At 64.4% G+C, this 22286-nt stretch carries 19 protein-coding genes; 9 read left to right on the plus strand and 10 right to left on the minus strand.

Annotated features, from left to right (window positions below):
* Positions 1 to 76: 76 nt before the first annotated feature.
* The 5 genes from uvrB to treF form a co-directional block, all read right to left on the minus strand.
* On the minus strand, positions 77 to 2107 hold the full coding sequence (gene uvrB, locus R6258_RS01415) for an excinuclease ABC subunit UvrB (protein ID WP_318446505.1): 2031 nt from the start codon (positions 2105 to 2107) through the stop codon (positions 77 to 79).
* A gap of 31 nt (positions 2108 to 2138) precedes the next feature.
* Positions 2139 to 2561, minus strand: a complete 423-nt coding sequence (locus tag R6258_RS01420) for an OsmC family protein (RefSeq protein ID WP_318446507.1) — start codon at positions 2559 to 2561, stop codon at positions 2139 to 2141.
* Between the two features lie 51 nt (positions 2562 to 2612).
* Positions 2613 to 2804 (minus strand): hypothetical protein, encoded by a 192-nt coding sequence (locus R6258_RS01425; RefSeq protein WP_318446509.1) that lies wholly within the window; start codon positions 2802 to 2804, stop codon positions 2613 to 2615.
* 159 nt (positions 2805 to 2963) lie between these two features.
* Complete coding sequence (gene zwf, locus R6258_RS01430) at positions 2964 to 4535, minus strand: glucose-6-phosphate dehydrogenase (RefSeq protein WP_318446511.1); 1572 nt, start codon at positions 4533 to 4535, stop codon at positions 2964 to 2966.
* Positions 4536 to 4599: 64 nt separating this feature from the next.
* The gene (treF, locus tag R6258_RS01435) at positions 4600 to 6204 is read right to left on the minus strand and encodes an alpha,alpha-trehalase TreF (protein ID WP_318446513.1); all 1605 of its coding nucleotides are present in this window, start codon (positions 6202 to 6204) and stop codon (positions 4600 to 4602) included.
* 444 nt (positions 6205 to 6648) lie between these two features.
* Between treF and R6258_RS01440 the strand changes: the two genes are divergently transcribed.
* On the plus strand, positions 6649 to 7695 hold the full coding sequence (locus R6258_RS01440; RefSeq protein WP_318446515.1) for a folate-binding protein: 1047 nt from the start codon (positions 6649 to 6651) through the stop codon (positions 7693 to 7695).
* A gap of 13 nt (positions 7696 to 7708) precedes the next feature.
* On the opposite strand, the gene R6258_RS01445 is transcribed toward R6258_RS01440, so the two are convergent.
* The 3 genes from R6258_RS01445 to R6258_RS01455 all read right to left on the minus strand — a co-directional run bounded on the left by R6258_RS01445 (position 7709) and on the right by R6258_RS01455 (position 10652).
* The gene (locus tag R6258_RS01445; protein ID WP_318446517.1) at positions 7709 to 8473 is read right to left on the minus strand and encodes a TatD family hydrolase; all 765 of its coding nucleotides are present in this window, start codon (positions 8471 to 8473) and stop codon (positions 7709 to 7711) included.
* A 15-nt stretch (positions 8474 to 8488) separates the two neighbouring features.
* Positions 8489 to 8983, minus strand: a complete 495-nt coding sequence (gene mscL / locus R6258_RS01450) for a large conductance mechanosensitive channel protein MscL (RefSeq protein ID WP_318446518.1) — start codon at positions 8981 to 8983, stop codon at positions 8489 to 8491.
* Between the two features lie 79 nt (positions 8984 to 9062).
* Positions 9063 to 10652, minus strand: a complete 1590-nt coding sequence (locus R6258_RS01455) for a peptide chain release factor 3 (RefSeq protein ID WP_318446520.1) — start codon at positions 10650 to 10652, stop codon at positions 9063 to 9065.
* 162 nt (positions 10653 to 10814) lie between these two features.
* On the opposite strand from R6258_RS01455, the gene R6258_RS01460 reads away from it, so the two are divergent.
* From R6258_RS01460 to R6258_RS01490, 7 genes are all read left to right on the plus strand, one after another.
* Complete coding sequence (locus tag R6258_RS01460; protein WP_318446522.1) at positions 10815 to 12086, plus strand: ATP-binding protein; 1272 nt, start codon at positions 10815 to 10817, stop codon at positions 12084 to 12086.
* A gap of 37 nt (positions 12087 to 12123) precedes the next feature.
* Positions 12124 to 12660: a response regulator transcription factor gene (locus R6258_RS01465; RefSeq protein ID WP_318446524.1), complete on the plus strand. Its 537-nt coding sequence runs from the start codon at positions 12124 to 12126 to the stop codon at positions 12658 to 12660.
* 85 nt (positions 12661 to 12745) lie between these two features.
* Complete coding sequence (locus R6258_RS01470) at positions 12746 to 13579, plus strand: inositol monophosphatase family protein (RefSeq protein WP_318446526.1); 834 nt, start codon at positions 12746 to 12748, stop codon at positions 13577 to 13579.
* A 108-nt stretch (positions 13580 to 13687) separates the two neighbouring features.
* Positions 13688 to 13960 carry a GrxA family glutaredoxin gene (locus R6258_RS01475; protein ID WP_318446528.1) on the plus strand — a complete coding sequence of 91 codons (273 nt, stop codon included), beginning with the start codon at positions 13688 to 13690 and terminating at the stop codon, positions 13958 to 13960.
* Between the two features lie 200 nt (positions 13961 to 14160).
* On the plus strand, positions 14161 to 15114 hold the full coding sequence (locus R6258_RS01480) for a bifunctional enoyl-CoA hydratase/phosphate acetyltransferase (RefSeq protein WP_318446530.1): 954 nt from the start codon (positions 14161 to 14163) through the stop codon (positions 15112 to 15114).
* The gene (locus R6258_RS01485; protein WP_318446533.1) at positions 15111 to 16277 is read left to right on the plus strand and encodes an acetate/propionate family kinase; all 1167 of its coding nucleotides are present in this window, start codon (positions 15111 to 15113) and stop codon (positions 16275 to 16277) included. Before R6258_RS01480 ends, R6258_RS01485 begins: the two co-directional genes overlap by 4 nt.
* Positions 16278 to 16385: 108 nt before the next feature.
* On the plus strand, positions 16386 to 17153 hold the full coding sequence (locus tag R6258_RS01490; protein ID WP_318446535.1) for a DUF1338 family protein: 768 nt from the start codon (positions 16386 to 16388) through the stop codon (positions 17151 to 17153).
* Positions 17154 to 17159: 6 nt separating this feature from the next.
* Here R6258_RS01490 and R6258_RS01495 read toward each other — a convergent pair whose 3' ends face one another.
* Both R6258_RS01495 and nhaD read right to left on the minus strand, forming a co-directional pair.
* A complete protein-coding gene (locus tag R6258_RS01495) occupies positions 17160 to 18566 on the minus strand; it encodes an MFS transporter (RefSeq protein ID WP_318446537.1) in 1407 nt (468 codons plus the stop codon).
* A 232-nt stretch (positions 18567 to 18798) separates the two neighbouring features.
* Positions 18799 to 20049, minus strand: a complete 1251-nt coding sequence (gene nhaD, locus R6258_RS01500) for a sodium:proton antiporter NhaD (RefSeq protein ID WP_318446539.1) — start codon at positions 20047 to 20049, stop codon at positions 18799 to 18801.
* Between the two features lie 211 nt (positions 20050 to 20260).
* Here nhaD and R6258_RS01505 point away from each other — a divergent pair, with 211 nt between their 5' ends.
* On the plus strand, positions 20261 to 22210 hold the full coding sequence (locus tag R6258_RS01505; RefSeq protein ID WP_318446541.1) for an acetoacetate--CoA ligase: 1950 nt from the start codon (positions 20261 to 20263) through the stop codon (positions 22208 to 22210).
* Positions 22211 to 22286 lie beyond the last annotated feature (76 nt).

A 22286-nucleotide genomic window follows, 5' to 3' on the forward strand; every position in this document is an offset into this window, starting at 1 on the left:
AAGATAACGGTATAAATACGGGCCCACCATTGTCCCCTCCCGGTCGCAGGCCATGGGAGGAGCGACGAGCGCTGGCTTACTTGAGTTCGATCAAGCGGGCGTTGAGCGTCTGGACCTTGTCGCGCAGCCGCGCAGCCTCTTCGAATTCGAGATTGTGTGCGGCCTCGTGCATGGCGTCCTCGATCTTGCCGATCTCGCGGGTCAGCTCGGGGACCGTGAGATTACGCAGCGCCTCGAGAGTGTACTCGCCGGGACCCTCGGCGACCTTGCGTTCGCTCTTGCGACGACTGCCCTTCTTGCCCGGCGTCTGGGCGCCCTCCATGATGTCGGCGACCGACTTGGTCACGGTTCGCGGCACGATGCCATGCGCCTCGTTGTGGGCGATCTGCTTGTTGCGACGCCGCTCGGTCTCGTCGATCGCCCGGCGCATCGAATCGGTCACCCGGTCGCCGTAGAGGATCGCCTTGCCGTTGGCGTTGCGCGCGGCGCGGCCAATGGTCTGGATCAGCGAGCGCTCGGCGCGCAGGAAGCCCTCCTTGTCGGCATCGAGGATCGCCACCAGCGAGACCTCGGGAATGTCCAGGCCCTCGCGAAGCAAGTTGATGCCCACCAGCACGTCGAACTTGCCCAGCCGCAGGTCGCGCAGGATCTCCACCCGCTCGACGGTATCGATGTCCGAGTGCAGGTAACGCACGCGAACGTCGTGCTCGTCGAGATACTCGGTCAGATCCTCGGCCATGCGCTTGGTCAGGGTGGTGACCAGCACGCGCTCGCCGACCTCGGTGCGCAGGCGTATCTCCGAGAGCAGATCGTCGACCTGGGTGGAGGCAGGACGCACCTCGATCTCGGGATCGACCAGCCCGGTCGGGCGCACCACCTGCTCGACCACCTGGCCGGCATGCTTCTCCTCGTAGGGGCCGGGTGTTGCCGAGACGAACACCGTCTGCGGGCAGATCCGCTCCCACTCCTCGAAGGTCATCGGCCGGTTGTCGAGCGCCGACGGCAGGCGAAAGCCATATTCGACCAGGGTTTCCTTGCGCGAGCGGTCGCCTTTATACATGCCGCCCACCTGCGGCACGCTGACGTGGGATTCGTCGATGAACAGGATCGCGTCGGGCGGCAGGTAGTCGAAGAAGGTCGGCGGCGGTTCGCCCGGCGCGCGCCCCGAGAGATAGCGCGAGTAGTTCTCGATGCCGTTGCAGTAGCCCAGCTCGTGCATCATCTCCAGGTCGTAGAGGGTGCGCTGTTCGAGCCGCTGGGCCTCGACCAGCTTGTCGTGATTGCGCAGCCACTCCAGGCGCTCGACGAGCTCGGCCTTGATCCGGTCGGCGGCGGCGAGGATCGTCTCGCGCGGCGTGACGTAGTGACTCTTGGGGTAGATGGTCATGCGCGGCAGCTTGCCGCGCATCTCGCCGGTCAGCGGATCGAACAGGCTGATCGACTCGATCTCGTCGTCGAACAGCTCGATGCGCACCGCCTCCTCCTCCGAGTCGGCGGGAAACACGTCGATCACGTCGCCGCGCACCCGGTAGGTGCCGCGTCGAAAATCCATGTCGTTGCGGGTATATTGCAACTCGGCCAGCCGGCGCAGGAAGGAGCGCTGATCGATCTGTTCACCGCGGTTGAAGTGCAGCCGCATCTTCAGGTACTGGTCCGGGTCGCCAAGACCGTAGATGGCCGACACCGAGGCCACGATCAGCGAGTCGCGGCGCTCGAGCAGGGCCTTGGTCGCCGACAGTCGCATCTGCTCGATATGGTCGTTGATCGAGGCGTCCTTCTCGATGAAGGTGTCCGACGACGGCACATAGGCCTCGGGCTGGTAATAATCGTAATAGGAAACGAAATACTCGACCGCGTTGTCGGGCAGGAACGACTTGAACTCGCCATAGAGCTGCGCGGCGAGCGTCTTGTTGGGCGCCAGCACGATGGTCGGGCGCTGCAGGCGCTCGACCACGTTGGCCATGGTGAAAGTCTTGCCCGAGCCGGTGACGCCGAGCAGGGTCTGATGCGCCAAGCCCGCCTCGAGGCCCTTGACCAGCCCCTCGATGGCGGTGGGCTGGTCGCCCGCCGGTCGATACTTGGATTGGATGCGAAATGGCTTGTTCATGGCCCTGAAATGGTAGCGGTGCGGTGAAAGTTCAAGCGCTCGCACCCGTGTCCGGCGCCAACTGGTTGCGAATCTCGACGGTGGCATCGGTCATCAGACGATGGATCGGACAGCGGTCGCTTATTTCAAGCAGGCGCTGGCGCTGGGCGGGATCATCGATGCCCTCGAAGCTTAACTCCACATCCAGATAATAACGGCCCTGGCGCTCCTCGCGGTCGTTGCGGGTCACCGTGGCAACTACCCGGGTCAGTGGCCACTGCTTGCGCCGCGCGTACATGCGCGCGGTGATCGCCTTGCAGGCGCCCAGCGCCAGGTCGAAATAGTCGTGCGGGTCGGGGGCACTCTCGTCGCCACCGACGATGGCCGGCGCATCGACGAATAGATCCTCGAATTGCTCCAGTTCGACGCGCTGGCGCAGGCTGTGGCCATCGCTGCTGATCACCGTGATAGTCATGCAGGCTCCTTCTTCGCGTGCAACGCACGCCTCGCTCAGCGGTCGTCTTGCTCAGTTAACGGTGACGCCGAGCCGTTCGACCGCCTTGATCAATGCCGCCCGGCTCACGCGTCCTTCGACATCGGCGCCATGGCGACCGACCTCGGCGCTCTCGACGCCATCGACCATCATCAGTTCGCTGGTCAAGCGGTTGATCAACTCGGCGCCTTCGACGCCCTCGAAGGTCAGAGACACGTGCGCCATGCCGGGTTCTCCCGTTTCGCTGCTGGTTACGTGCGCCCAAGTCTAGCACGCGCCGTGAAGCGCGCCGCATAGCACACGCTAGCCCAGACGAACCTAGCGTCTTTCAATTTCTCACAGTGGGTTATCTGCCCCGCTAGCGTCACGCAAGACGCAAAGCAATTACGATACGTTGCCATGTCGACGAAGGTTGCTTTTCCGCCTTGCGGTCTGATCCGGGCCGGTAACTGCGCCTACCGGGTGCCACATGCGCCCGTCGCGTTCGATCAGTTCATTGGCGCTCGCCGGGCCGTCCTCCCCCGCCGCGTAATCATCGACACGGTCGTCTTCCTGCCAGGCATCCAGGAACGGCTGTACGGCCCGCCAACCGTTCTCGATGGTGTCGGCCCGTTGAAAAAGCATTTGGTCACCGGTTAGACAGTCGTAGAGCAGGGTTTCGTAGCCTGTCGAGGCGGGAAGCTCGAAGAAATCCTCGTAGGCAAACCCCATCTGGATGGTTTCCATGTCCAGGGTAGGTCCAGGCCGCTTGGCCTCGAAGTCCAGCCATATGCCTTCATCGGGCTGGATCTGAATGATCAGATAATTGGATTCGAGTCGATCTACTTGGGTATCACGGAACTGAGCGTAGGGCGCCGGCTTGAAGCAGATGGCGATTTCGGTATCGCGGGCGCCCATGCGCTTGCCGGTGCGAAAGTAAAAAGGCACCCCCGCCCAACGCCAATTGTCGATCATGAGTTTCATGGCGACGTAGGTTTCGGTATGGCTGTCGGCAGCGACATCGGACTCGTCGCGATAGCCCGGGATCGGCTCGCCCTTCCAGAGCCCTGCCCGGTACTGCCCTCGCACCGAGTTGTGTCTAGCCTCCTCTGTGGTCCAGGGGCGGATGGCGCCCAGCAGCTTGGATTTTTCGCTGCGCAGGGCATCGGCGCCGAAGGCGGCAGGCGGCTCGATCGCCACCATCGCCAGCAGTTGGAATAAATGATTGGGTACCATGTCCCGCAGGGCGCCGTTCTTGTCGTAGAAACTGCCGCGCTGTTCGATACCCACGGTTTCGGCGGCGGTGATCTGGACGTGATCGATGTAGTGGTTGTTCCAGAGCGGTTCGAACAGGACGTTGGCGAAACGGGCCACCAGAATGTTCTGAACCGTTTCCTTGCCGAGAAAGTGGTCGATGCGATAAAGCTGGCTCTCCGACAGGACCGCGAGCAGGCGCTCATTGAGTGCGCGCGCCGAGGCGAGGTCATGACCGAACGGTTTCTCGACCACGATGCGCCGATACTGCTCGGCATCTTGTTGGAGTAATCCGGCGTCACCCAGCCGCTCGGCGATGTCGGCAAAGAAGCGTGGCGCGGTCGCGAGATAGAACAGGGCATTGCCTGTCGCGCTCGCCTGGATGGTCCGAGTGACCTGCCGATAGGTGCTGGCCTGGGTGAAATCACCTTCGATGTAGTGCAGGCATTGTGCGAAGGCCGGCCATTGCTCAAGGTCGATCTCGCCGGTTTCGGCAGCGGGATCGTTGGCCTGGCCGGCGAGGAAGTCGCCCAGATGCTGGCGGAAGCTCTCGTCGTCGCCCGGCACGCGGTCGATCCCGACGATCTGCAGGCCCGGGGCGAGCAGACCGGCGCGGAAAAGCGTGTAGAGCGAGGGAACGAGCAGGCGCTTGACCAGGTCCCCACTGGCGCCGAACAAGAACAGTGTGGCCGGAGGGGCTGCGGGGGTCTGAGAATGAGTCATGATTCCTTTCCTTGCCGAAGAGCTGGAACGATGCGTATCAGAATTGTGCTTGCGACATGCATGCCTACGGCTTCTGCACCCGGCTCTGGTCCACTGAGCGCCGAGGGCTGTCGCGCAGCAGCCTGCGCGTCACGCCGTTGGTCCAGCCGAAGCCATCCTGCAATGGATATTCCCCGCCGCCGCCACCGACCTTACCCGCTTGCAGGGGAGTCAATACGTACTTCTCGATCAGCTTGTTCTTACGCTCGTAGAGCCTGCCGACCGTCGCCAGCCAGCGATCCGAGATGTCCTGAGCGAGTGCCGTCTCGCCATAGAGGGTGAAGCCGCGCATCGCCAGCCATTGCAGCGGCGCCCAGCCGTTGGGGTGATCCCACTGCTGGTCGCTGTCGATTTCGGTGGTGGCGATACCACCGGCGCTGAGCAGCCGTCTACGAACCACCTGGGCGACGCGCCGGGCCTGTTCGCGAGTGGCCAGTTCGACATACAGCGGGGTCACCGTCGCCGCATTCAGCGACGTGCATAGCCGGTCGCGCTGCCAGTCGTAATCGAAGAAAGCACCGACCCGCTCGTTCCAGAGCACACGCCTGATCGCCCGACTACGCTCGTCCGCCTTGTCCTGAAAGCGCTTGGCGGTCTCGATATCGCCATCGAGAGCGCTCAGTCGCGCAATCTGCGCTTCGAGCTTGTACATGAAACTGTTGAGATCAACGGGGAGCAGGGCCGTGGTGCGAATGCTCGATAGCTGCTGCGCGTCATCCAGCCAGCGTGAGCTGAAATCCCATCCCGAGGCCGCCCCGGCGCGCAGGTCGCGATAGACCTCCCGGTCCGGACGTGTCGACTGTTGCGCCGTGGTCACATCCTCGAGGTAGGCCTCCTCGCGAGGTGTGTCGCGGTCGTCCCAATAGCGGTTGAGCAGGGTGCCGTCGCCCAGGCGGACACAGCAGCGGTGTGCCTCGCCGGGACGCAGGGTTTCGGCGCCGGCCATCCAGTAGGCGTATTCCCTGCGGAGCTGCGGCAAGTAATCGAGCGAGCGCCTGATGACGCCGTAGCGAGTAAAGAGATCGACCATCAGCGCGAATACCGGGGGCTGTGAGCGGCTGAGATAATAGCTGCGATTGCCGTTGGGCACATGCCCGTAGGTATCGATCAGGTAGGCGAAATTGCCGGCCATGGCGCGCATCAGATGCGGGCGACCGCTCTCGGCAAGGCCAAGCATCGTGAAGTGCGAATCCCAATAGTACATTTCGCGGAAACGCCCTCCCGGCACCACGTAGGCATACGGCAGAGGCAGCAGCGACGAGTAGCGAGGATGCTGCTGGGGATGGCGCGTTAGCACATCCCACAGGCCATCGATATGCACCACCAAGGACTGATTGGGGGGCGAGGCGTAATTGCTGAACGGCTCGCGTTCGGGGATGAAGTACTCGTCCACGAAGGCAGCGAGATCGAAGCCCGGCATATCCTTGCGCGCCCGGTAAGCCCTGAGAATCGCCTCGGGGTCCTGGCGCGGTATGCAGTCGACGAAGGTCTTGCTGTCGTCGAAGACGCGACTGCACTGCACGTCGACGAACAGTTCGGCGTAGCGATCGGCCGGCGTCAACGGGTCGGCCGGTTCGATCTGGCTGACCCGTGTGCCGGGATCGAGGTCGGACATGTCGAGATCATCCATGTTGTCTCCCTTCGCAAGCCCGCTCACGATGGCGGTTGGCAGTGTATGGCTGACTAGTGGCCAGTCCCCTTGCCGTTAATGACCGGTAAGAATGTTGGCGGTCAAGCGTTAGATGGTGGATCTGTTGCTCCTCTACCTCATGCTAGTTGCACTATAGCTTGTGCAGTTCTGGAGGGGTCGCTTCAGCGGGCACGCCCCACCCCACCGAGCTCTATTCCTGGCCATTGACCTGGATGACATGAACCGGAATGGCGCTTGCTCAGCGAGCATTGGAGCGGTGAGGGGGCTGTACGGTTCCGATCCAGGTGGCTCATGCGGATGAGGCGGCAGAAAGTGGAGAGCCGTCAGCCCGACGGACATCTTGCATTCATCGCGACGCACCCCCATTACCCAATCCTGAAGATCAATCAATGCCTTGCCTCCCGGAGGGCGCTAGGAGACTGCATGAGCGACTGGACCGTCCACCTTCAACAACACGGCGCACGCTTCGTCGACGATCGACACGTCGAATTCGATACGCAGGAATCCGCGCCGAGCGCGGAGCAGAGCCTACTCTCGCCGCTGACGCACTTTGCGGTGCTCGAGATTGCCGGGGCGGATGCCGAGCGCTTCCTGCAAGGCCAGACCAGCGCCCAATTGAAACTAGCCGACGGCAACTTCGCTGCACCCACCAGCTTCTGCACGGCCAAGGGCCGCATGCTCGCCAATGGGCAATTGATGCGTATCGACGAGGTGCGCTTCTGGCTGTTGCTGGATGAGAGCCTGCTCGAGCCGCTCCGCAGTCACCTGGCCAAGTTCGCGGTGTTCTACAAGGTCGAGCTGACGCCGCGCGACGATCTCGCGGTGCTCGGGCTGATCGGTCACCAGGTCCCGGCGCTGGTCGAACGCCGGCTCGATGCGCTGGCGCCGACTACCTGGCAGCAGGTCGCGCTCGGTGGCGGCGTCGTGTTGCGTCATCCCGGCGCCCTGCCGCGTCTGGTGCTGTGCCTGCCGCAGGACGAAGCGATCGGTGCCTGGCAGAACCTGGCCAACGAGGCCGTGTCGACCGGCAATGCCGTGTGGCGGTTGCATGACATCCGGGCCGGTCTGGCGTGGCTCGAAGTGAGCCTGCAGGACAGCTATCTGCCACAGATGTTCAATTGGGAGGCTCTCGGCGGCATCAGTTTCAAGAAGGGTTGCTATACCGGCCAGGAGGTCGTCGCCCGGGCGCATTTCCGCGGCCAGGTCAAGAAGCGCCTGGCACGCGGACGATTCACCGGTAGCGTGCTGCCCGAATCGGGTAGCGCCATCGTCGACGCCGACGGCAAGTCGCGAGGCGATCTGGTTGTCGCGGCGAGCGATGGCGAGGGTCGCGTGGAGATACTCGCGGTGATGACGACCCGCGACGTCAGCGAGCCGCTGACGGTCGACGGGCAACCCCTCGAATGGCTCGATCTGCCCTATCCGATCGAGCGCGTCGACCCCGAGATGCTGGCCACTAGCGGCGGTTGATGCTATGCCGCTCCTAGCCCTCGATGCCGAACAGCCGGCGCGTGTTGGCCGCGCTATGAGCGACGACCTCCGCGAGGGGTTGGCCGCGCAACTCGGCTATCCGCTCGGCCACCCGCGCGATCCGGGCCGGCTCGTTGCGCCGCCCCTGAAAGCCGCAGAGCGGCATGTCCGGACTGTCCGTTTCCAGCACGTAGCCGTCGTTGGGTAGCGCCGCCACGGCGCGCTGCAGCCGCTGGGCACGCGGATAGGTGGTCGCCCCGCCCAATCCCACCACGAATCCCAGGTCGATGAAGCGCTGCGCCTGATCGGCACTGCCGGCAAAGGCGTGGATCAATCCGCCGGCCGGCATGTCGAGTTGACGCAGCCGCTTGCTGAGCTTGTCGTTGGCATGCACGCAGTGCAGGACCACCGGCAGGCGACGCGCCTTGGCCAGCTTCAGTTGGGCGTCGAGCAGTCGCCACTGGACGTCGAGGGTGTCCTCGAAGCGCGCGTCGATGCCACACTCGCCCAACGCCACGGCCTGAGGATGCGCGTCCAGAACCTGCGCCAGCGCCTCGACGTCATCCTCGGCGTGGCGATCCATGAAGGCGGGATGCAGGCCGAACGCGATGCTGACGTCGTCACGTTCGCCCAGCGCGACGACCCGCGGCCAGCTTTCCCGGGTCGTCCCGGGCACCACGAAGTGGCCGACGCCCGCCGAGTGGGCGCGCTCGAACATCGCCTGACGGTCTTCGTCGAAGGCCGCAAAATCGAGATGACAGTGAGCGTCTATCAGCATCTCGGCGCTCCTTGCTCAGTTCAGTTCAGTCCGCTCGGCAACTTCGGGGAGTTCGGAGGTACAGGCCGGGCAACGCGTGGCCGGCAACGGGATCTTGCTGATGCAATAGGGGCAACTCTTGACCGTCGGCGGCGCCACGGTTTCCGGCTCGTGATGCAGGTTCTTGAGCCGGTTGATGTTGCGGATCAGCAGGAAGGTCGCGAAGGCGACGATCAGAAACGACAGCACGGCGTTGAGAAACAGCCCGATATTGAGCGTTACCGCGCCGGCCGCCTGAGCCTCGGCCAGCGTGGTGTAGTCGGCACCGCCACTGCCGGCCTTGAGCACCCAGAACAGGTCGGTGAAGTTGACCCCGCCGGTCACCAGGCCGATCAGCGGCGTGAAGATATCCTTGACCAGACTCTGCACGATGGCGGTGAAGGCGGCACCGATGATGATGCCCACCGCCATGTCGACCACGTTGCCCTTGACCGCGAATTCGCGAAACTCCTTGAGAAACTTCACCGCCATGCGCGCTCCCTGGCCGTTGCTGGATGATTGGTTCGCCTCAAGCATTGGCCAGAGAGCCGCGGCCGGCAAGCGCTTTCGCTCAATGCTCGCGGGTGGCGTTGAAGCGTATTTCGGGCCAGCGCTCCTGGGTCATCTGCAGATTGACGCGGGTCGGGGCAATATAGGTGAGATAGCCGCCGCCATCCAGGGCCAGGTTGCTGCTCGCCTTGCGCCGGAACTCGTCGAGTTTCTTGGCATCGTCGCAGTACACCCAGCGCGCGGTCTGCACGTTGACCGCCTCGTAGATGCAGTCGACCTTGTACTCCTCCTTGAGCCGGTGGGCGACCACGTCGAACTGCAGCGAGCCCACCGCGCCGAGAATCAGGTCGTTGTTGTCGAGCGGCATGAACACCTGGGTCGCGCCCTCCTCGGAGAGCTGCTGCAAGCCCTTCTGCAGCGCCTTGGTCTTGAGCGGATCGCGCAGTCGCACGCGCTTGAAGAGCTCCGGGGCGAAGTGCGGGATGCCGGTGAAGCGCATGTCCTCGCCGACGGTGAAGGTATCGCCGATCTGGATGGTGCCGTGGTTGTGCAGGCCGATGATGTCGCCCGGCCAGGCTTCCTCGACCTGCGCCCGGTCGGAGGCCATGAAGGTCAGCGCGTCGGCGATCTTGACGTCCTTGCCGATCCGCACGTGGCGCATCTTCATGTTCTTCTCGTACTTGCCCGAGCACACCCGCAGGAACGCCACCCGATCGCGGTGCTTGGGATCCATGTTGGCCTGGATCTTGAACACGAAACCGGAAAAGCGCTCGTCCTCGGCGCTGACATCGCGGGTATCTGTCTCGCGGGCCTGCGGCATCGGCGCGTACTCGACGAAGCCGTCAAGCATCTCGCGCACGCCGAAATTGCCCATCGCGGTGCCGAAGTAGACCGGCGTCAGCTCGCCACGCCGGTAGGCCTCGAGGTCGAATTCATGCGATGCCCCGCGCACCAGCTCGACCTCCATGCGCAGTTCCTCGGCCTGGGCGGCGCCCAGCACCTCGTCGACCTCGGGGCTGTCGAGCCCCTCGATGCGCACGTCGTCGGGAATGCGGTTGCCCTGGCCCTGCTTGTAGAGGTGGATGACGTCGTTGTAGAGATGATAGACGCCGCGGAAATGCCGGCCCATGCCGATCGGCCAGGTCATCGGCGCGCACTGGATGTCGAGCACCGTCTCGACCTCGTCCATCACCTCGACCGGATCGCGGGTGTCGCGATCCATCTTGTTGATGAAGGTCAGAATCGGCGTGGTGCGCAGCCGGCAGACCTCCATCAGCTTGATGGTACGGGCCTCGACGCCCTTGGCGCCGTCGATCACCATCAGCGCCGAGTCCACCGCGGTCAGGGTGCGATAGGTGTCCTCGGAGAAGTCCTCGTGCCCCGGCGTGTCGAGCAGATTGACGATCCGTCCGTTATACGGAAACTGCATCACCGAGGTGGTCACCGAGATGCCGCGCTCCTGTTCCATCTTCATCCAGTCGGAGGTGGCATGGCGGTCGTTGCGCTTGCTCTTCACCGAGCCCGCCAGCTGGATGGCGTTGCCGAACAGCAGCATCTTCTCGGTAATGGTGGTCTTGCCCGCGTCGGGGTGGGAAATGATCGCGAAGGTGCGACGCAACTCGGCGGCCTGCGCTATCTGGCTGTCTGTCATTCGTGGGATCGCTGGTCTGGGTACATCCGTCGCGGCACACATCGCCGCGCCCGGCTGACGTGAATGGGCTGGCGGCCAATTCTACGGGCTACACGGTCCGAGTTGTAGCCTGACGCCGGGCGAGTTCGGTTATCATGCCTCGACGCGCCCGCCGGAGAGCTCATGCAACAGCCCACCCCCCTGCCCCTGTCGACCCCCAACCGCAACCTGGTCCGGCTGACCTTCGTGCGCGGCATCACCTGGACCGGCTTTCTCGCGGCGATCATCTTCGGTATCGAGGTGCTCGACTTCCAACTGAGCGTCACGCCGGTGATCGGGGTGATCGTCGCCATGGGGCTGATCAACGTCGCCAGCTGGTGGCGGCTCGGCCGGCCGCGCTCGGTGACCGATGTGGAGTACCTGCTGCATCTGCTCGCCGACATCGCCGGGCTCTCGCTGCTGTTCTATTACACCGGCGGCGCGACCAATCCGTTCATCTCTTATTACCTGGTGCCGGTGACCATCGCCGCCGCCACGCTGCCCTGGCGTCACGCCTGGATCATCGCCAGCGCCGCGCTGGCCGGCTATACCTTCCTGATGCTGTTCTACGAGCCGGTACCGCAACTCAGCCACGCCGTGGTCGGCCCCGGCATCAGCCTGCACGTACTCGGCATGTGGCTGAATTTCGGCCTTTCGGCGAGCCTGGTGACCTTCTTCATCTACAAGATGGCGCATGCCCTGCGACGGCGCGATAGGGCCCTGTCGCGGACCCGCGAGGCGGCGCTGCGTAACGAGCAGGTGCTCGCGGTGGCCACCCAGGCGGCGGGGACCGCCCACGAACTGGGCACGCCGCTGTCGACCATGGCGGTGCTGCTCGCCGAGATGCGCCGCGACGCCGCCGACCAGCCGACCCTGACGGCCGACATCGACCTGCTGCGCCAGCAGGTCGATACCTGCAAGGCACGCCTTCAACAACTGGTCGCCAACGCCGACCGACGACGTCTCGCCGAGCCCGATTCACGCCCCGCCGTCGCCTGGCTCGAGCAGGTGGTTCAGCGCTGGCTGGTGCTGCGCCCGGACGTCACCCATCGGGTCGAGATCCTCGGCAAGCGCGGCACGCCGATGCTGGCGGTCGATGCGACGCTGGAGCAGGCCCTGATGAACCTGCTCAACAATGCCGCCGACGCCAACCCCGAGAATATCGTCATCAGCCTCGACTGGAACGCCGACGAAGTGATCATCGATATTCGCGATCACGGCCCCGGGGTGGCCATGTCGATCGCCGACCAACTCGGCGACACCTTCGTCTCGACCAAGAGCAAGGGCATGGGCATCGGACTGTTTCTCACCCATGCCACCATCAACCGCTTCGCCGGCGGGGTCAGCCTGTATAATCACGAAGAGGGCGGCACCCTGACCGAGGTCAAGCTGCCCCGCCTGATCGCCGGCCAATGATCAGCCGCCAAAACCACCGCAGGAGGGACCACCCGCCATGCCAACCCCCGAACGCCTGCTGATCGTCGACGACGACGAAATGTTCTGCCGTGTCATGGAGCGCGCCCTGAGTCGCCGCGGCTACGATGTGGTGACCGCCTTGGATGCCGATCAGGCGCTGAGCATCGCTCAGCAAGCGCCGCCCCAGTTGGCCACGCTGGATCTCAAGCTCGAACACTCCTCGGGACTCAAGCTGTTGCCCGAACTGCTGGAGATCGCGCCGGATTGCCGCATCGTGGTATTGACGGGCTATTCGAGCATCGCCACCGCCGTCGAGGCGATCAAGCTGGGTGCGGTCAACTACCTTTGCAAGCCGGTCGACGCCGACGAGGTGCTTGCCGCCTTCGAGCGCGACGACGGCGACCCGGACATCGACATCGCCGACAATCCGCCGTCGATCAACCGCGTCACCTGGGAACATATCCAGAAGGTCCTCCAGGAACACGACGGCAACATCTCGGCGACCGCCCGCGCGCTGGGCATGCATCGCCGGACCCTGCAGCGCAAGCTGCAGAAGCGCCCGGTAAGAAGGTAACCCGGCCACCGCGACTGCACGGTAGCGGGACCCGCCCCGGGGGGTGCTAGACTTGCGCCAGCGTACCCATCGACCAGGAGCGACCATGCAGCTTGCCGAGCGGCTTGCCATTGCCACCGACATCGCCGAAGAGGCCGGCCGGGAAATTCTCGAGGCCCGTGCGAACCCCTCCTATGAAAAGCGTTACAAGAAGGGCACCGAACTGGTCACCGACGTCGATGTCGCGATCGACCGGATGATCAGCGAGCGACTCGAGCAGCACTTCCCCGGCGAGGCGCGGCTCAGCGAGGAACTCGCCCCGGATCAGGAAACCCTCAATCAACGCGGCCCGCTGTGGGTCGTCGACCCCATCGACGGCACGGTCAACTTCGCCCAGGGCCTGCCGCACGTGGCGGTATCGATCGGCTGGGCGCTCGACGGCAAGCTCCAGGTCGGCGTGGTGCATGCGCCGATTCTCGGCGAAACCTTTACCGCCATTCGCGGCCAAGGCGCAAAGCGCGACGGCCGTCAGATCCGCGCCAGCCTCGCCTCCACGCTCGAGCGCAGCCTGATCGCCACCGGCTTTCCCTACCGCCGCGACGGGCGTGCACCGCTACTGCGGCGTTTCTCGGCGGTCATGCAGAATTGCCAGGACGTTCGCCGTTGCGGTTCCGCCGCGCTCGACCTGTGCAACGTCGCCTGTGGCCGACTCGACGCCTACTACGAGAGCGTCTCGCCCTGGGATTTCGCCGCCGGCCTGTTGATCGCCCGCGAGGCCGGCGCCCGCACCGGGCACGTCTATACCTGTCCCGAGGGCATACCCGAGGATCTCTACGGCGAACATATCGTCGTTGCCGCCCCCGATATCTATGCGAGTCTGCGCAAACTGCTGAAGAGCGCCGACGAGGATCGCCATGGCGGCGATGGCGCATCCCCATAGCAGCGCGCAATAACCTGGGTAGTAGTACGCTATTGGCATACGCTGCCACGATGCCTGACAATTGACGCCAAAGTTTCAGCAAGCATTCATCAACTCTCAGGAGAGCCCATGATCACCGTTATCTTCGGACGTTCCGGTTGCCCTTTCTGCGTGCGTGCCAAGGACCTCGCCGAGCAACTCAGCACCGCGCGCGATGACTTCGAATACAAGTACATCGACATCCATGAAGAAGGCATCACCAAGGCCGACATGGAAAAGACCATCGGCAAGCCGGTCGAGACCGTGCCGCAGATCTTCGTCGACCAAACGCATATCGGCGGGTTCACCGAATTCGACCGCTACGTGCGCGACCACAAGCTGATGCCCGAAAGCGTCAGCTGAGCGCGTGTCGCCGTACCTCGAACACCGGCCTTGTGGCCGGTGTTTTCGTTTCAGGCGCCGCCACGGATGGCTTTGGCGTCACTTGAAGTTTGATGGAAGCGAAATGCTGCATCGCAACGCTGGCAGTCGACGGCCAGCGCGCCTAAAGTCGGAGGCATGCTTGCCTTTCCGAGCATGGCAGCCTTCGATAGGAGCCCGAGATGCCCGCGACGTTCGACATCCACGATAAAGCCTCGGTCGGCGAACGCCATCGACAACTGCTCGAAGCGACACGCGGCCATTCGCCGATTCCAACCGCCATCGTTCATCCCTGCGACGCGCCCTCACTGAGCGGCGCATTGGCCGCCTGGCACGAAGGCTTGATCGAGCCGCTGCTGGTCGGACCGCGAGGCCGCATAGAGGCGACCGCCGAGAAGCTCGACGCCGACCTCGATGGATTGCGGATCGTCGATACCCCGCATAGTCATGCCTCGGCGGATACCGCCGTCAGGCTCGCGGCCAGCGGCGAGGCACGAGCGCTGATGAAGGGTGCCCTGCATACCGACGAGCTGATGGGCGCCGTGCTCAAGCGCGATGCCGGCCTGCACAGCGAACGTCAGATGAGCCATATCTATGCGCTGGATGTCGCCAGCTATCCCCGACCACTACTGATCACCGACGGTGCCCTGCATATCCAGCCCGACCTGACCGCCAAGCGCGACATCGTCCAGAACGCCATCGACCTCGCCCATGCATTGGGCCTGGCGTGCCCCAGGGTGGCTATCCTTTCGGCGGTCGAGACCGTCAATCCGCGCATCCCCTCGACGCTCGACGCCGCGGCGTTGTGCAAGATGAGCCAACGCGGCCAGATCAGCGGCGGCGAGCTCGACGGCCCGCTGGCCATCGACAACGCCGTTTCGGTAGCGGCGGCCCGCACCAAGGGTCTCGACTCGGCGGTCGCCGGGCGCGCCGACATTCTCGTGGCGCCCGATCTCGAAGCGGCCAACATGATCGCCAAGCTGCTGATCCATCTGGCGGGTGCCCAGGCCGCCGGGCTGGTGATGGGCGCCCAGGTGCCGATCATGCTGACCAGCCGCAGCGACGATGTCGCCACCCGCCTCGCCTCGGCGGCGCTGGCCTGCCTGGTGGTACTGCACGAAGACAACAAGCCATGAGCAGCCCCATCCTGACCCTCAACGCCGGTTCGTCGTCGCTCAAGTTCGCGCTCTACGACCAAGGCCGGCAACAGCTTCGCGGACTCGTCGAACGTATCCACGAGGCGCCAAGCCTCAGCCTTCACGAAGAAGCTGCCGAAACCGAAGGGTTCACGGTCGAAGGCACCGGGCATGCCGCAGTCGCGCATGCCCTGCTGGACTGGCTGGAAAGCTACGTCGGCCAGGCGTCGCTGGCCGCCGTCGGCCATCGCGTGGTGCACGGCGGCCGCACGCATGACCGGGCCCAGCGCGTCGACGATGCCCTGTTGAGCGAGCTCGACGAGCTAGTGCCGCTGGCTCCGCTGCATCAGCCGCAGGCGCTGGCGATCATCAGGCAGATCCACGAGCACTGGCCAAGCTTGCCTCAGGTTGCCTGTTTCGATACCGCGTTTCACCGCACCCAGCCATGGCTCAACCGATGCTACGCGCTACCGCGCCAGCTGACCGACGAGGGCATACAGCGCTATGGCTTCCACGGCCTGTCCTATGCGCATGTCGCCCGCCAATTGCCCGACCTGCTAGGCGATCGGGCGCGGGGGCGTGTGCTGGTCGCCCATCTCGGTCACGGTTGCAGCCTGTGCGCGATTCGCGACGGCCAGAGCCTAGCGACCTCGATGGGTTTTACGGCGCTCGATGGCCTGATGATGGGACGCCGGGCCGGCAGCCTCGATCCCGGCGTATTGCTGTACCTGCTGCAGAGCAAGGGCTGGAGCGGCGAGCAGCTCGAGCGGATGCTCTACCACGATAGCGGCCTGTATGGCGTCTCGGGCGGGATTTCCGATGACATGCGCGATCTGCTCGAGAGCCAGCAGTCGCCAGCCCAGGAAGCGGTCGCGCTGTTCGTGCGTCGCGCGGTACGCGAAGCGGGGGCCCTGATCGCCCTGCTCGGCGGGCTCGATGCGCTGATCTTCACGGCCGGCATCGGCGAAAAAGCGCCGGCGGTCCGGCGCGCCATCTGCGCCGAGCTCGACTGGCTGGGCATCGAGCTCGACGACACTGCCAATGCCCATCACGCCCAACGCCTTGACACCGGGCGCGGCCCCCGGATCTGCGTGGTAAAGGCCGACGAGGAGGCCGAGATCCTCGGCTCGGTCAACGAATGCCTGGACATCGCCGACGATTGAATATTCGTAAATTCTTCAGCGTTGAATAACCCGGTGGGCAGTTGAAAGCTCATCCATGCCGAGCCCCTATACTAGCTACTCAAGGCACTGGGCACGGAGCGCCAACGCATGCAACGCGAAGAATTCCTGCAGCAACTGTGGCTGGATTACGTTCACCTGCACCCCGATTTCGGCTCGCTGGATTTCATGCCATCGTTGGAAAGTGCCGAATATCTGGTCGTTGTCACGCTCAATTACGGCCCATTCTGCGCCGAAGCCTTGCTGCCGACCCTCCGGCACTTCGGCTATCGCTCTGCCGGCCAGTTCGCCATGGCCGATCGTGGCGTGCTGATAACACTGCTCTCGCCTGCCACACCCGGCCCGTGGCTGGTGCTTGGCGAACTCCAGCCCGGCACCCTGACGCGTGGGCCGCGCCAGCAACTGGAAGCGTTGGTCAACCAGGCGCAGCGCTGCGACACCCGCGGCCAGAACCTGCTATGCCGTGGCCGCCCCTGGCCGATGCCCGACTGGGCGACGTATCAACAGTTGCGGCGGGCCCATCCGCTGGCCGCCTGGCTGGCGGCGCTGGGCCCACGGCTGCACCATGTCGGCTTCGATTGCGATAGCCTAGGCCACTCCCTCGAGTCGCTCGATCAGCGGCTGCAACAGGCTGGCCTGATCGGCTCCAGCGACCGTCAGTCAGGAGTCTTCCCGATATCGCCACTGCTCAACTACCGCTTCTACCCCGCCTGCACCCGCCGCCTGGCCTTCGCCGAGGGCGACGAGCACCGTATCGCACTGGGCGGCATCGCCATGGTCCAGAAATGCCTGAGCAACAACCATGAGCGGGCCGCCGAACTGCTACTGCCCGAGCATACCCGCTGCGAAATCGCCTGATACGACTCAATCGGCCCGGTCGGGATAGATGTGCCCGCCGGCCGCCCCGATCGCCGCCCGTCCACGGCGCTCGGCGGGGTCCATCGTCGGCTCGGGCGGTGCATCGCTGCCGACGGTATCTTCGGAGTCATGATGAGTGAAATCGATTTCCAACTGGTGCGGTTCGTGGCGCGGATCGAGCTCGCTATGATAATGCGGCGTCTCGATGATCGGCATGGGCGCATAGGGCTCCTGCTCGATCGCCTCCTCGGCGACGCTCGGGGCGTTGTACAGCCGCACCATCACGAATATCGCCAGCGCCAGCGCAGCAGCGCCGAGGAAGAGCCACAGCCCTTCCGGCCCCAGGAACTGCATGACCAACGACGCACTGAACGGGCCGATAATCGAGCCGATGCCATACCAGATCATCAGCTTGGCGTTGGCGGCGATGATCTCGGCGGGCTCGAGCCAATCGTTGGTGTGCGCCAGGCTCAGCGAGTACAGCGTGTGCAACATCGCGGTGTGCAGACAGGCCACGATCAGCAGCGCCAGATAGCTGTAGTTGGCGGCCACCGAGATGAAGGCCCCGGTCACCGCCATCACGGTGGCCATGCAGAGGATCACTTTGCGCCGGTCGAGACGATCGGAAATGCGCCCCAGAGACCATTGAGCGACCAGTGCGACCATCGTGGTAATGGCCATGAACTGGGCGGTCTGGCTCGTCGACAGACCGATCTCCTGGCCGAAGAAGGGGGTCATGGCGAAGAACGCCTGGGCCATCAGGCCCGCGGTGAAAGCGCCCACGAGCCCCACCGGTGCACGCTTGAACAGCTCCTTGAGCCTGATCTTGTGGGCGATGTCATGGCTCGACTGCGAGGGGCCATGAATACGATGAATCGACAGCGGCACCAGCGACAGCGCGAACAGCATGCCGGCCACCGAGAACAGCACGGCGGAGGCCGGGTCGGCGATGTTGAGCATCCACTGCCCGCCGGCCAGCGACAGGGTCGAGATCACTAGGTACCAGCCCAGCACCTTGCCTCGGTTCTCGTTGCTCGACTCACCCGAAACCCACGACTCCATCACCATCAGCAGGCCGGCGGTCGACGCGCCCCCGGCGACGCGCCAGACCAACCAGGCCCACGGATTGATCCAGATGCCATGCAGCATCGCGGTGACCGCGAGCATCGCCGCGCAGGCCGCGAATACACGGATATGGCCCACCGAACGAATGCGTTTCTCGAGAAAGTAACTGCCCAGCACGAAGCCCAGCGAGAAGCTCGACATCAATAGGCCCGCCATTTGCGACGGGAAGCCCTCCAGCGACATGCGCACCCCGAGCAGGGTCATGATCAGGCCGTGGCCGAGCAGGAAGCTGATTTCGCAAACGAAAAGAATCGGCAGGGTTGCCGGCAAGCCGCGCAAGAGCGTCACCTCCGGGTCGATGGCGGAAAAACGAGGCCGCCGGAGCGGGTGAGAAACCCGTCCGGCGGCTGGAGTGCACTATTGAAGATAGATTGTAGCCCGCAGATACCCCCCCTACCAAGTCCGCCCGCCGGGTCCGACAGTTATGCACAGCAACTGTGCACAACCCTGTGAGCGATGGCTGGGCAACCGGCCTCAGGCCTTCAGCAGCGCGCGGTAGCGGAAACTGATCATGCCTTGATCAGCTGACCAGCAGGCCCATCGCGTAAGCGCCGCCGAAGCCCAGACTGTAGGCCAGCACCAGCACCGGCAGGTAGCGCAGATAGCCGCTGAAGGTCAGTACACGAACCTTGGCCAGGGCGATGATCCCCGCCGCCGAACCGATCACCAGCAGCGAACCGCCGACCCCGGCGGCATAGGTCAGCGCCAACCAGTCGGCACGCTCCATCGCGATCCCCGACTTGAGCAGTGCCGCGGTCAACGGCACGTTGTCGACCAGTGCCGAGAGCAGCCCCATCACGTAATTGGCTTGCCAGATCGGCAGCGACTGATAGCCCTGGGTCAGCAAGGCCAGCACGCCGATCTCCTTGAGCATGCCCACCAGCAGCAGGATGCCCAGGAAAAAAAGCAAGGTGTCGTACTCGATGACCCGGATGTAGTCGAGTACCCGGCGCTCCTCTGCCTCCGAGCGACGCTCGACGTAATGGCCGATCATGAACATCACCGACATGCCGAACAGGAAGGTCAGTAGCGGCGGGATGCCGAACAGCACGTTGCCGGTCAGCGTGGCGAGGATCGTGGCCAGGAAGACCACGGCGATCAAGCGATCCGAGCGACGGGTCTGGCGGCGCTCATGCGGGATGGTCACCGTACCGCCGAGCCCGGGCATCAACAACAGCGCCAGCATGAGGACCGCCACCAGCGACGGCAGCGAAAGCATCAGCAGGTCGGGGATCGCCACCTTGCCGCTCAAGAAGATCATCAGCGTGGTGACATCGCCGGTGATCAACGCCACGCCGCCTGAATTGACGGCGAACACGGTCATCACCGCGAAGCGCCGGGTCTTCTCGGGGGGCAACTGCAGCGACAGCACCAGCGTCAGCGACACCAGCGAGGCAGTGATGTTGTCGGCCAGCGACGAGAACAGGAAAGCGAAGATCGCGGTCAACAGCAGCAGGGACCGCTCGCCGATACGCTTGGGCAGGATGCGATAGATTAGATTGGCGATCATGCCCTTGGCATTGAGATAGGCCACGAAGGTCATCGCCGCCATCAAGAACAGCCACAACGTGGCGATCTCGAGCAGGTTTTCGTTGAGCGCCTCGAGGGTCAGCCCGCTCTCGCGCGACGAGAAGATGAACAGCAGCAGCCAACTGAGCGTGCCGATGAACAGCGTCGACTTGGCCTTGTTGAGATGGATGACGTCTTCCAGCGCGACGAGTAAGAAAGCCAGTACCGCCAGCGCGACCAACAACCACGACAACCACGTCATCCGAAAGGCTCCTTGTCGAGCCGCCGAGCAATCGTGACAATTCACCGGCAGCCGTTTTCAATGATAGTGTTTTGCGCTGCACAAGCTGTGCTTCCGGGTCGTCTCTAGCCATCGCACAACGCCCGTCATCGCTCGCCGGCCGATAATGAATCCAGGGCCACCCCAGCGCGCGCCAATCATAACCATCCCGGACAAGAAAAAGGAGGGAAAGATGACCACGCCACTCTGGCAGCCTTCCCAGGCGAGTCTCGAAGCCACCCAGATGCATGCGCTGATGCAACGCATCAACCGCGAGCACGGCCAGTCGCTCGCCGACTACGCCGACCTGCATGCGTGGAGCATCGACAACCTCGAGCACTTCTGGCCGCTGGTCTGGGAGCTCGGCGGAGTGATCGCCGAGCGACGCGGCGACAGCGTGCTTGCGCGTCCGGACGCCATGCCCGGCGCGCGCTGGTTCCCCGAGGCACGGCTCAACTTCGCCGAGAACCTGCTGCGCCGGCGCGACGACAAGCCGGCGCTGGTGGCCTGCGACGAACGCGGCCGTCGCCGCGAGCTGAGCTATGGCCAGCTCTATGATCGGGTCGCCAGGCTCGCCCGGGCGCTGCGCGACAGCGGCGTCACCCCCGGCGACCGAGTCGCCGGCTTCGTGCCCAACAGCGAGCACGCGATCATCGGTATGCTCGCCACGGCCAGCATCGGCGCGGTGTGGTCGTCCTGCTCGCCGGATTTCGGCTTCAACGGGGTGCTCGACCGCTTCGGCCAGATCCAGCCCAAGGTATTGATCGCCACCGATGGCTACACCTGGAACGGCAAGTCGATCGATACCCGTGAGCGCCTCGCCCAGATCGCCCAGGCGATCGACTCGCTCAACCGGGTCGTCGTGTTCCCCTTCCTGCACGACGCCCCCGACATCCGGGGCATCGACAAGGGCGTCGCCTGGGACGACTATCTCAGCAACCCGGCCAGCGATATCGCCTTCGAGGCGCAGCCCTTCGACCACCCGCTGTACATCCTCTACTCATCCGGCACCACCGGCGCACCCAAGTGCATCGTCCATTCGGCCGGTGGCAGCCTGCTCCAGCATCTCAAGGAGCAGCGCCTGCATACCGACCTCGACGCCGACGACGTGCTGTTCTACTACACCACCTGCGGCTGGATGATGTGGAACTGGCTGGTCTCGGGTCTGGCCTGCGAGGCGACCCTGGTGCTGTTCGACGGCTCGCCATTCGCACCGAACCCGCAGGTGCTTTGGGAGATCGCCGCGCGCGAGCGCATCAGCGTGTTCGGCACTAGCGCCAAGTACATCGCCGCCTGCGAGAAGCAAGGCCTGGCCCCCGGCCGCGACCATGACCTGTCGGCGCTGCGCGCAGTGCTCTCCACCGGCTCGGCGCTGGCCCACGAATCGTTCGACTACGTCTATCGCGACATCAAGAACGATTTGCTGCTGGCCTCGATATCCGGCGGCACCGACATCGTCTCGTGCTTCGCGCTGGGCTGTCCGATCCGCCCCGTCTACCGTGGCCAGCTACAGTGTCGCGGGCTGGGCATGGCGGTCGACGTGTTCGACGACGACGGCAAGCCGCTGCGCGGCGAGAAGGGCGAGCTGGTCTGCACCCGGCCCTTCCCCTCGATGCCGGTGGGCTTCTGGAACGACCCCGATGGGGAGCGCTATCGTGAAGCGTATTTCTCGACCTTCCCGGGGATCTGGGCGCACGGCGACTACGCGGAGATCACCACCGAGGATGGTCTGATCATTCACGGCCGCTCGGATGCGGTGCTCAATCCCGGCGGCGTGCGCATCGGCACCGCCGAGATCTATCGCCAGGTGGAAAAGGTCGAGGGCGTCCTGGAATCGTTGTGCATCGGCCAGGAGTGGCGGGACGACGTGCGGGTGATCCTGTTCGTGCGGCTGAAGGAAGACCTCACCCTCGACGACGCGCTGCGCGACGAGATCAAACGCACCATCCGCGCCAATACCACGCCACGCCACGTGCCGGCACGCATCATCCAGGTCGCCGACATTCCCCGCACGCTGTCGGGCAAGATCGTCGAGCTCGCGGTGCGCAACGTCGTGCACGGCCGCCCGGTCAAGAACCAGGACGCGCTGGCCAATCCCGAAGCGCTGGAACTCTATCGGGACCTTCCCGAGCTGCAACACTGACCGGGTCGCTCGCACGACGAGGAAGGAATGCCCACTCACGCCGCGCCAAGCATGGCCAGCGTGAGTGGCGAAGGGC

Source organism: Halomonas sp. HP20-15 (assembly GCF_033446685.1).
Classification (GTDB): Bacteria; Pseudomonadota; Gammaproteobacteria; order Pseudomonadales; family Halomonadaceae; genus Modicisalibacter.

Bases quoted from the DNA above. Each gene is read 5' to 3' on its own strand.
- R6258_RS01420 (WP_318446507.1), bottom strand. From the start codon at position 2,561: ATGACTATCACGGTGATCAGCAGCGATGGCCACAGCCTGCGCCAGCGC.
- R6258_RS01505 (WP_318446541.1), top strand. From the start codon at position 20,261: ATGACCACGCCACTCTGGCAGCCTTCCCAGGCGAGTCTCGAAGCCACC.
- treF (WP_318446513.1), bottom strand. From the start codon at position 6,204: ATGGATGATCTCGACATGTCCGACCTCGATCCCGGCACACGGGTCAGC.
- R6258_RS01490 (WP_318446535.1), top strand. From the start codon at position 16,386: ATGCAACGCGAAGAATTCCTGCAGCAACTGTGGCTGGATTACGTTCAC.
- R6258_RS01475 (WP_318446528.1), top strand. From the start codon at position 13,688: ATGATCACCGTTATCTTCGGACGTTCCGGTTGCCCTTTCTGCGTGCGT.
- R6258_RS01480 (WP_318446530.1), top strand. From the start codon at position 14,161: ATGCCCGCGACGTTCGACATCCACGATAAAGCCTCGGTCGGCGAACGC.
- R6258_RS01445 (WP_318446517.1), bottom strand. From the start codon at position 8,473: ATGCTGATAGACGCTCACTGTCATCTCGATTTTGCGGCCTTCGACGAA.
- nhaD (WP_318446539.1), bottom strand. From the start codon at position 20,049: ATGACGTGGTTGTCGTGGTTGTTGGTCGCGCTGGCGGTACTGGCTTTC.
- R6258_RS01470 (WP_318446526.1), top strand. From the start codon at position 12,746: ATGCAGCTTGCCGAGCGGCTTGCCATTGCCACCGACATCGCCGAAGAG.
- R6258_RS01440 (WP_318446515.1), top strand. From the start codon at position 6,649: ATGAGCGACTGGACCGTCCACCTTCAACAACACGGCGCACGCTTCGTC.
- R6258_RS01425 (WP_318446509.1), bottom strand. From the start codon at position 2,804: ATGGCGCACGTGTCTCTGACCTTCGAGGGCGTCGAAGGCGCCGAGTTG.
- R6258_RS01465 (WP_318446524.1), top strand. From the start codon at position 12,124: ATGCCAACCCCCGAACGCCTGCTGATCGTCGACGACGACGAAATGTTC.
- R6258_RS01460 (WP_318446522.1), top strand. From the start codon at position 10,815: ATGCAACAGCCCACCCCCCTGCCCCTGTCGACCCCCAACCGCAACCTG.
- R6258_RS01455 (WP_318446520.1), bottom strand. From the start codon at position 10,652: ATGACAGACAGCCAGATAGCGCAGGCCGCCGAGTTGCGTCGCACCTTC.
- uvrB (WP_318446505.1), bottom strand. From the start codon at position 2,107: ATGAACAAGCCATTTCGCATCCAATCCAAGTATCGACCGGCGGGCGAC.
- mscL (WP_318446518.1), bottom strand. From the start codon at position 8,983: ATGGCGGTGAAGTTTCTCAAGGAGTTTCGCGAATTCGCGGTCAAGGGC.
- R6258_RS01485 (WP_318446533.1), top strand. From the start codon at position 15,111: ATGAGCAGCCCCATCCTGACCCTCAACGCCGGTTCGTCGTCGCTCAAG.
- zwf (WP_318446511.1), bottom strand. From the start codon at position 4,535: ATGACTCATTCTCAGACCCCCGCAGCCCCTCCGGCCACACTGTTCTTG.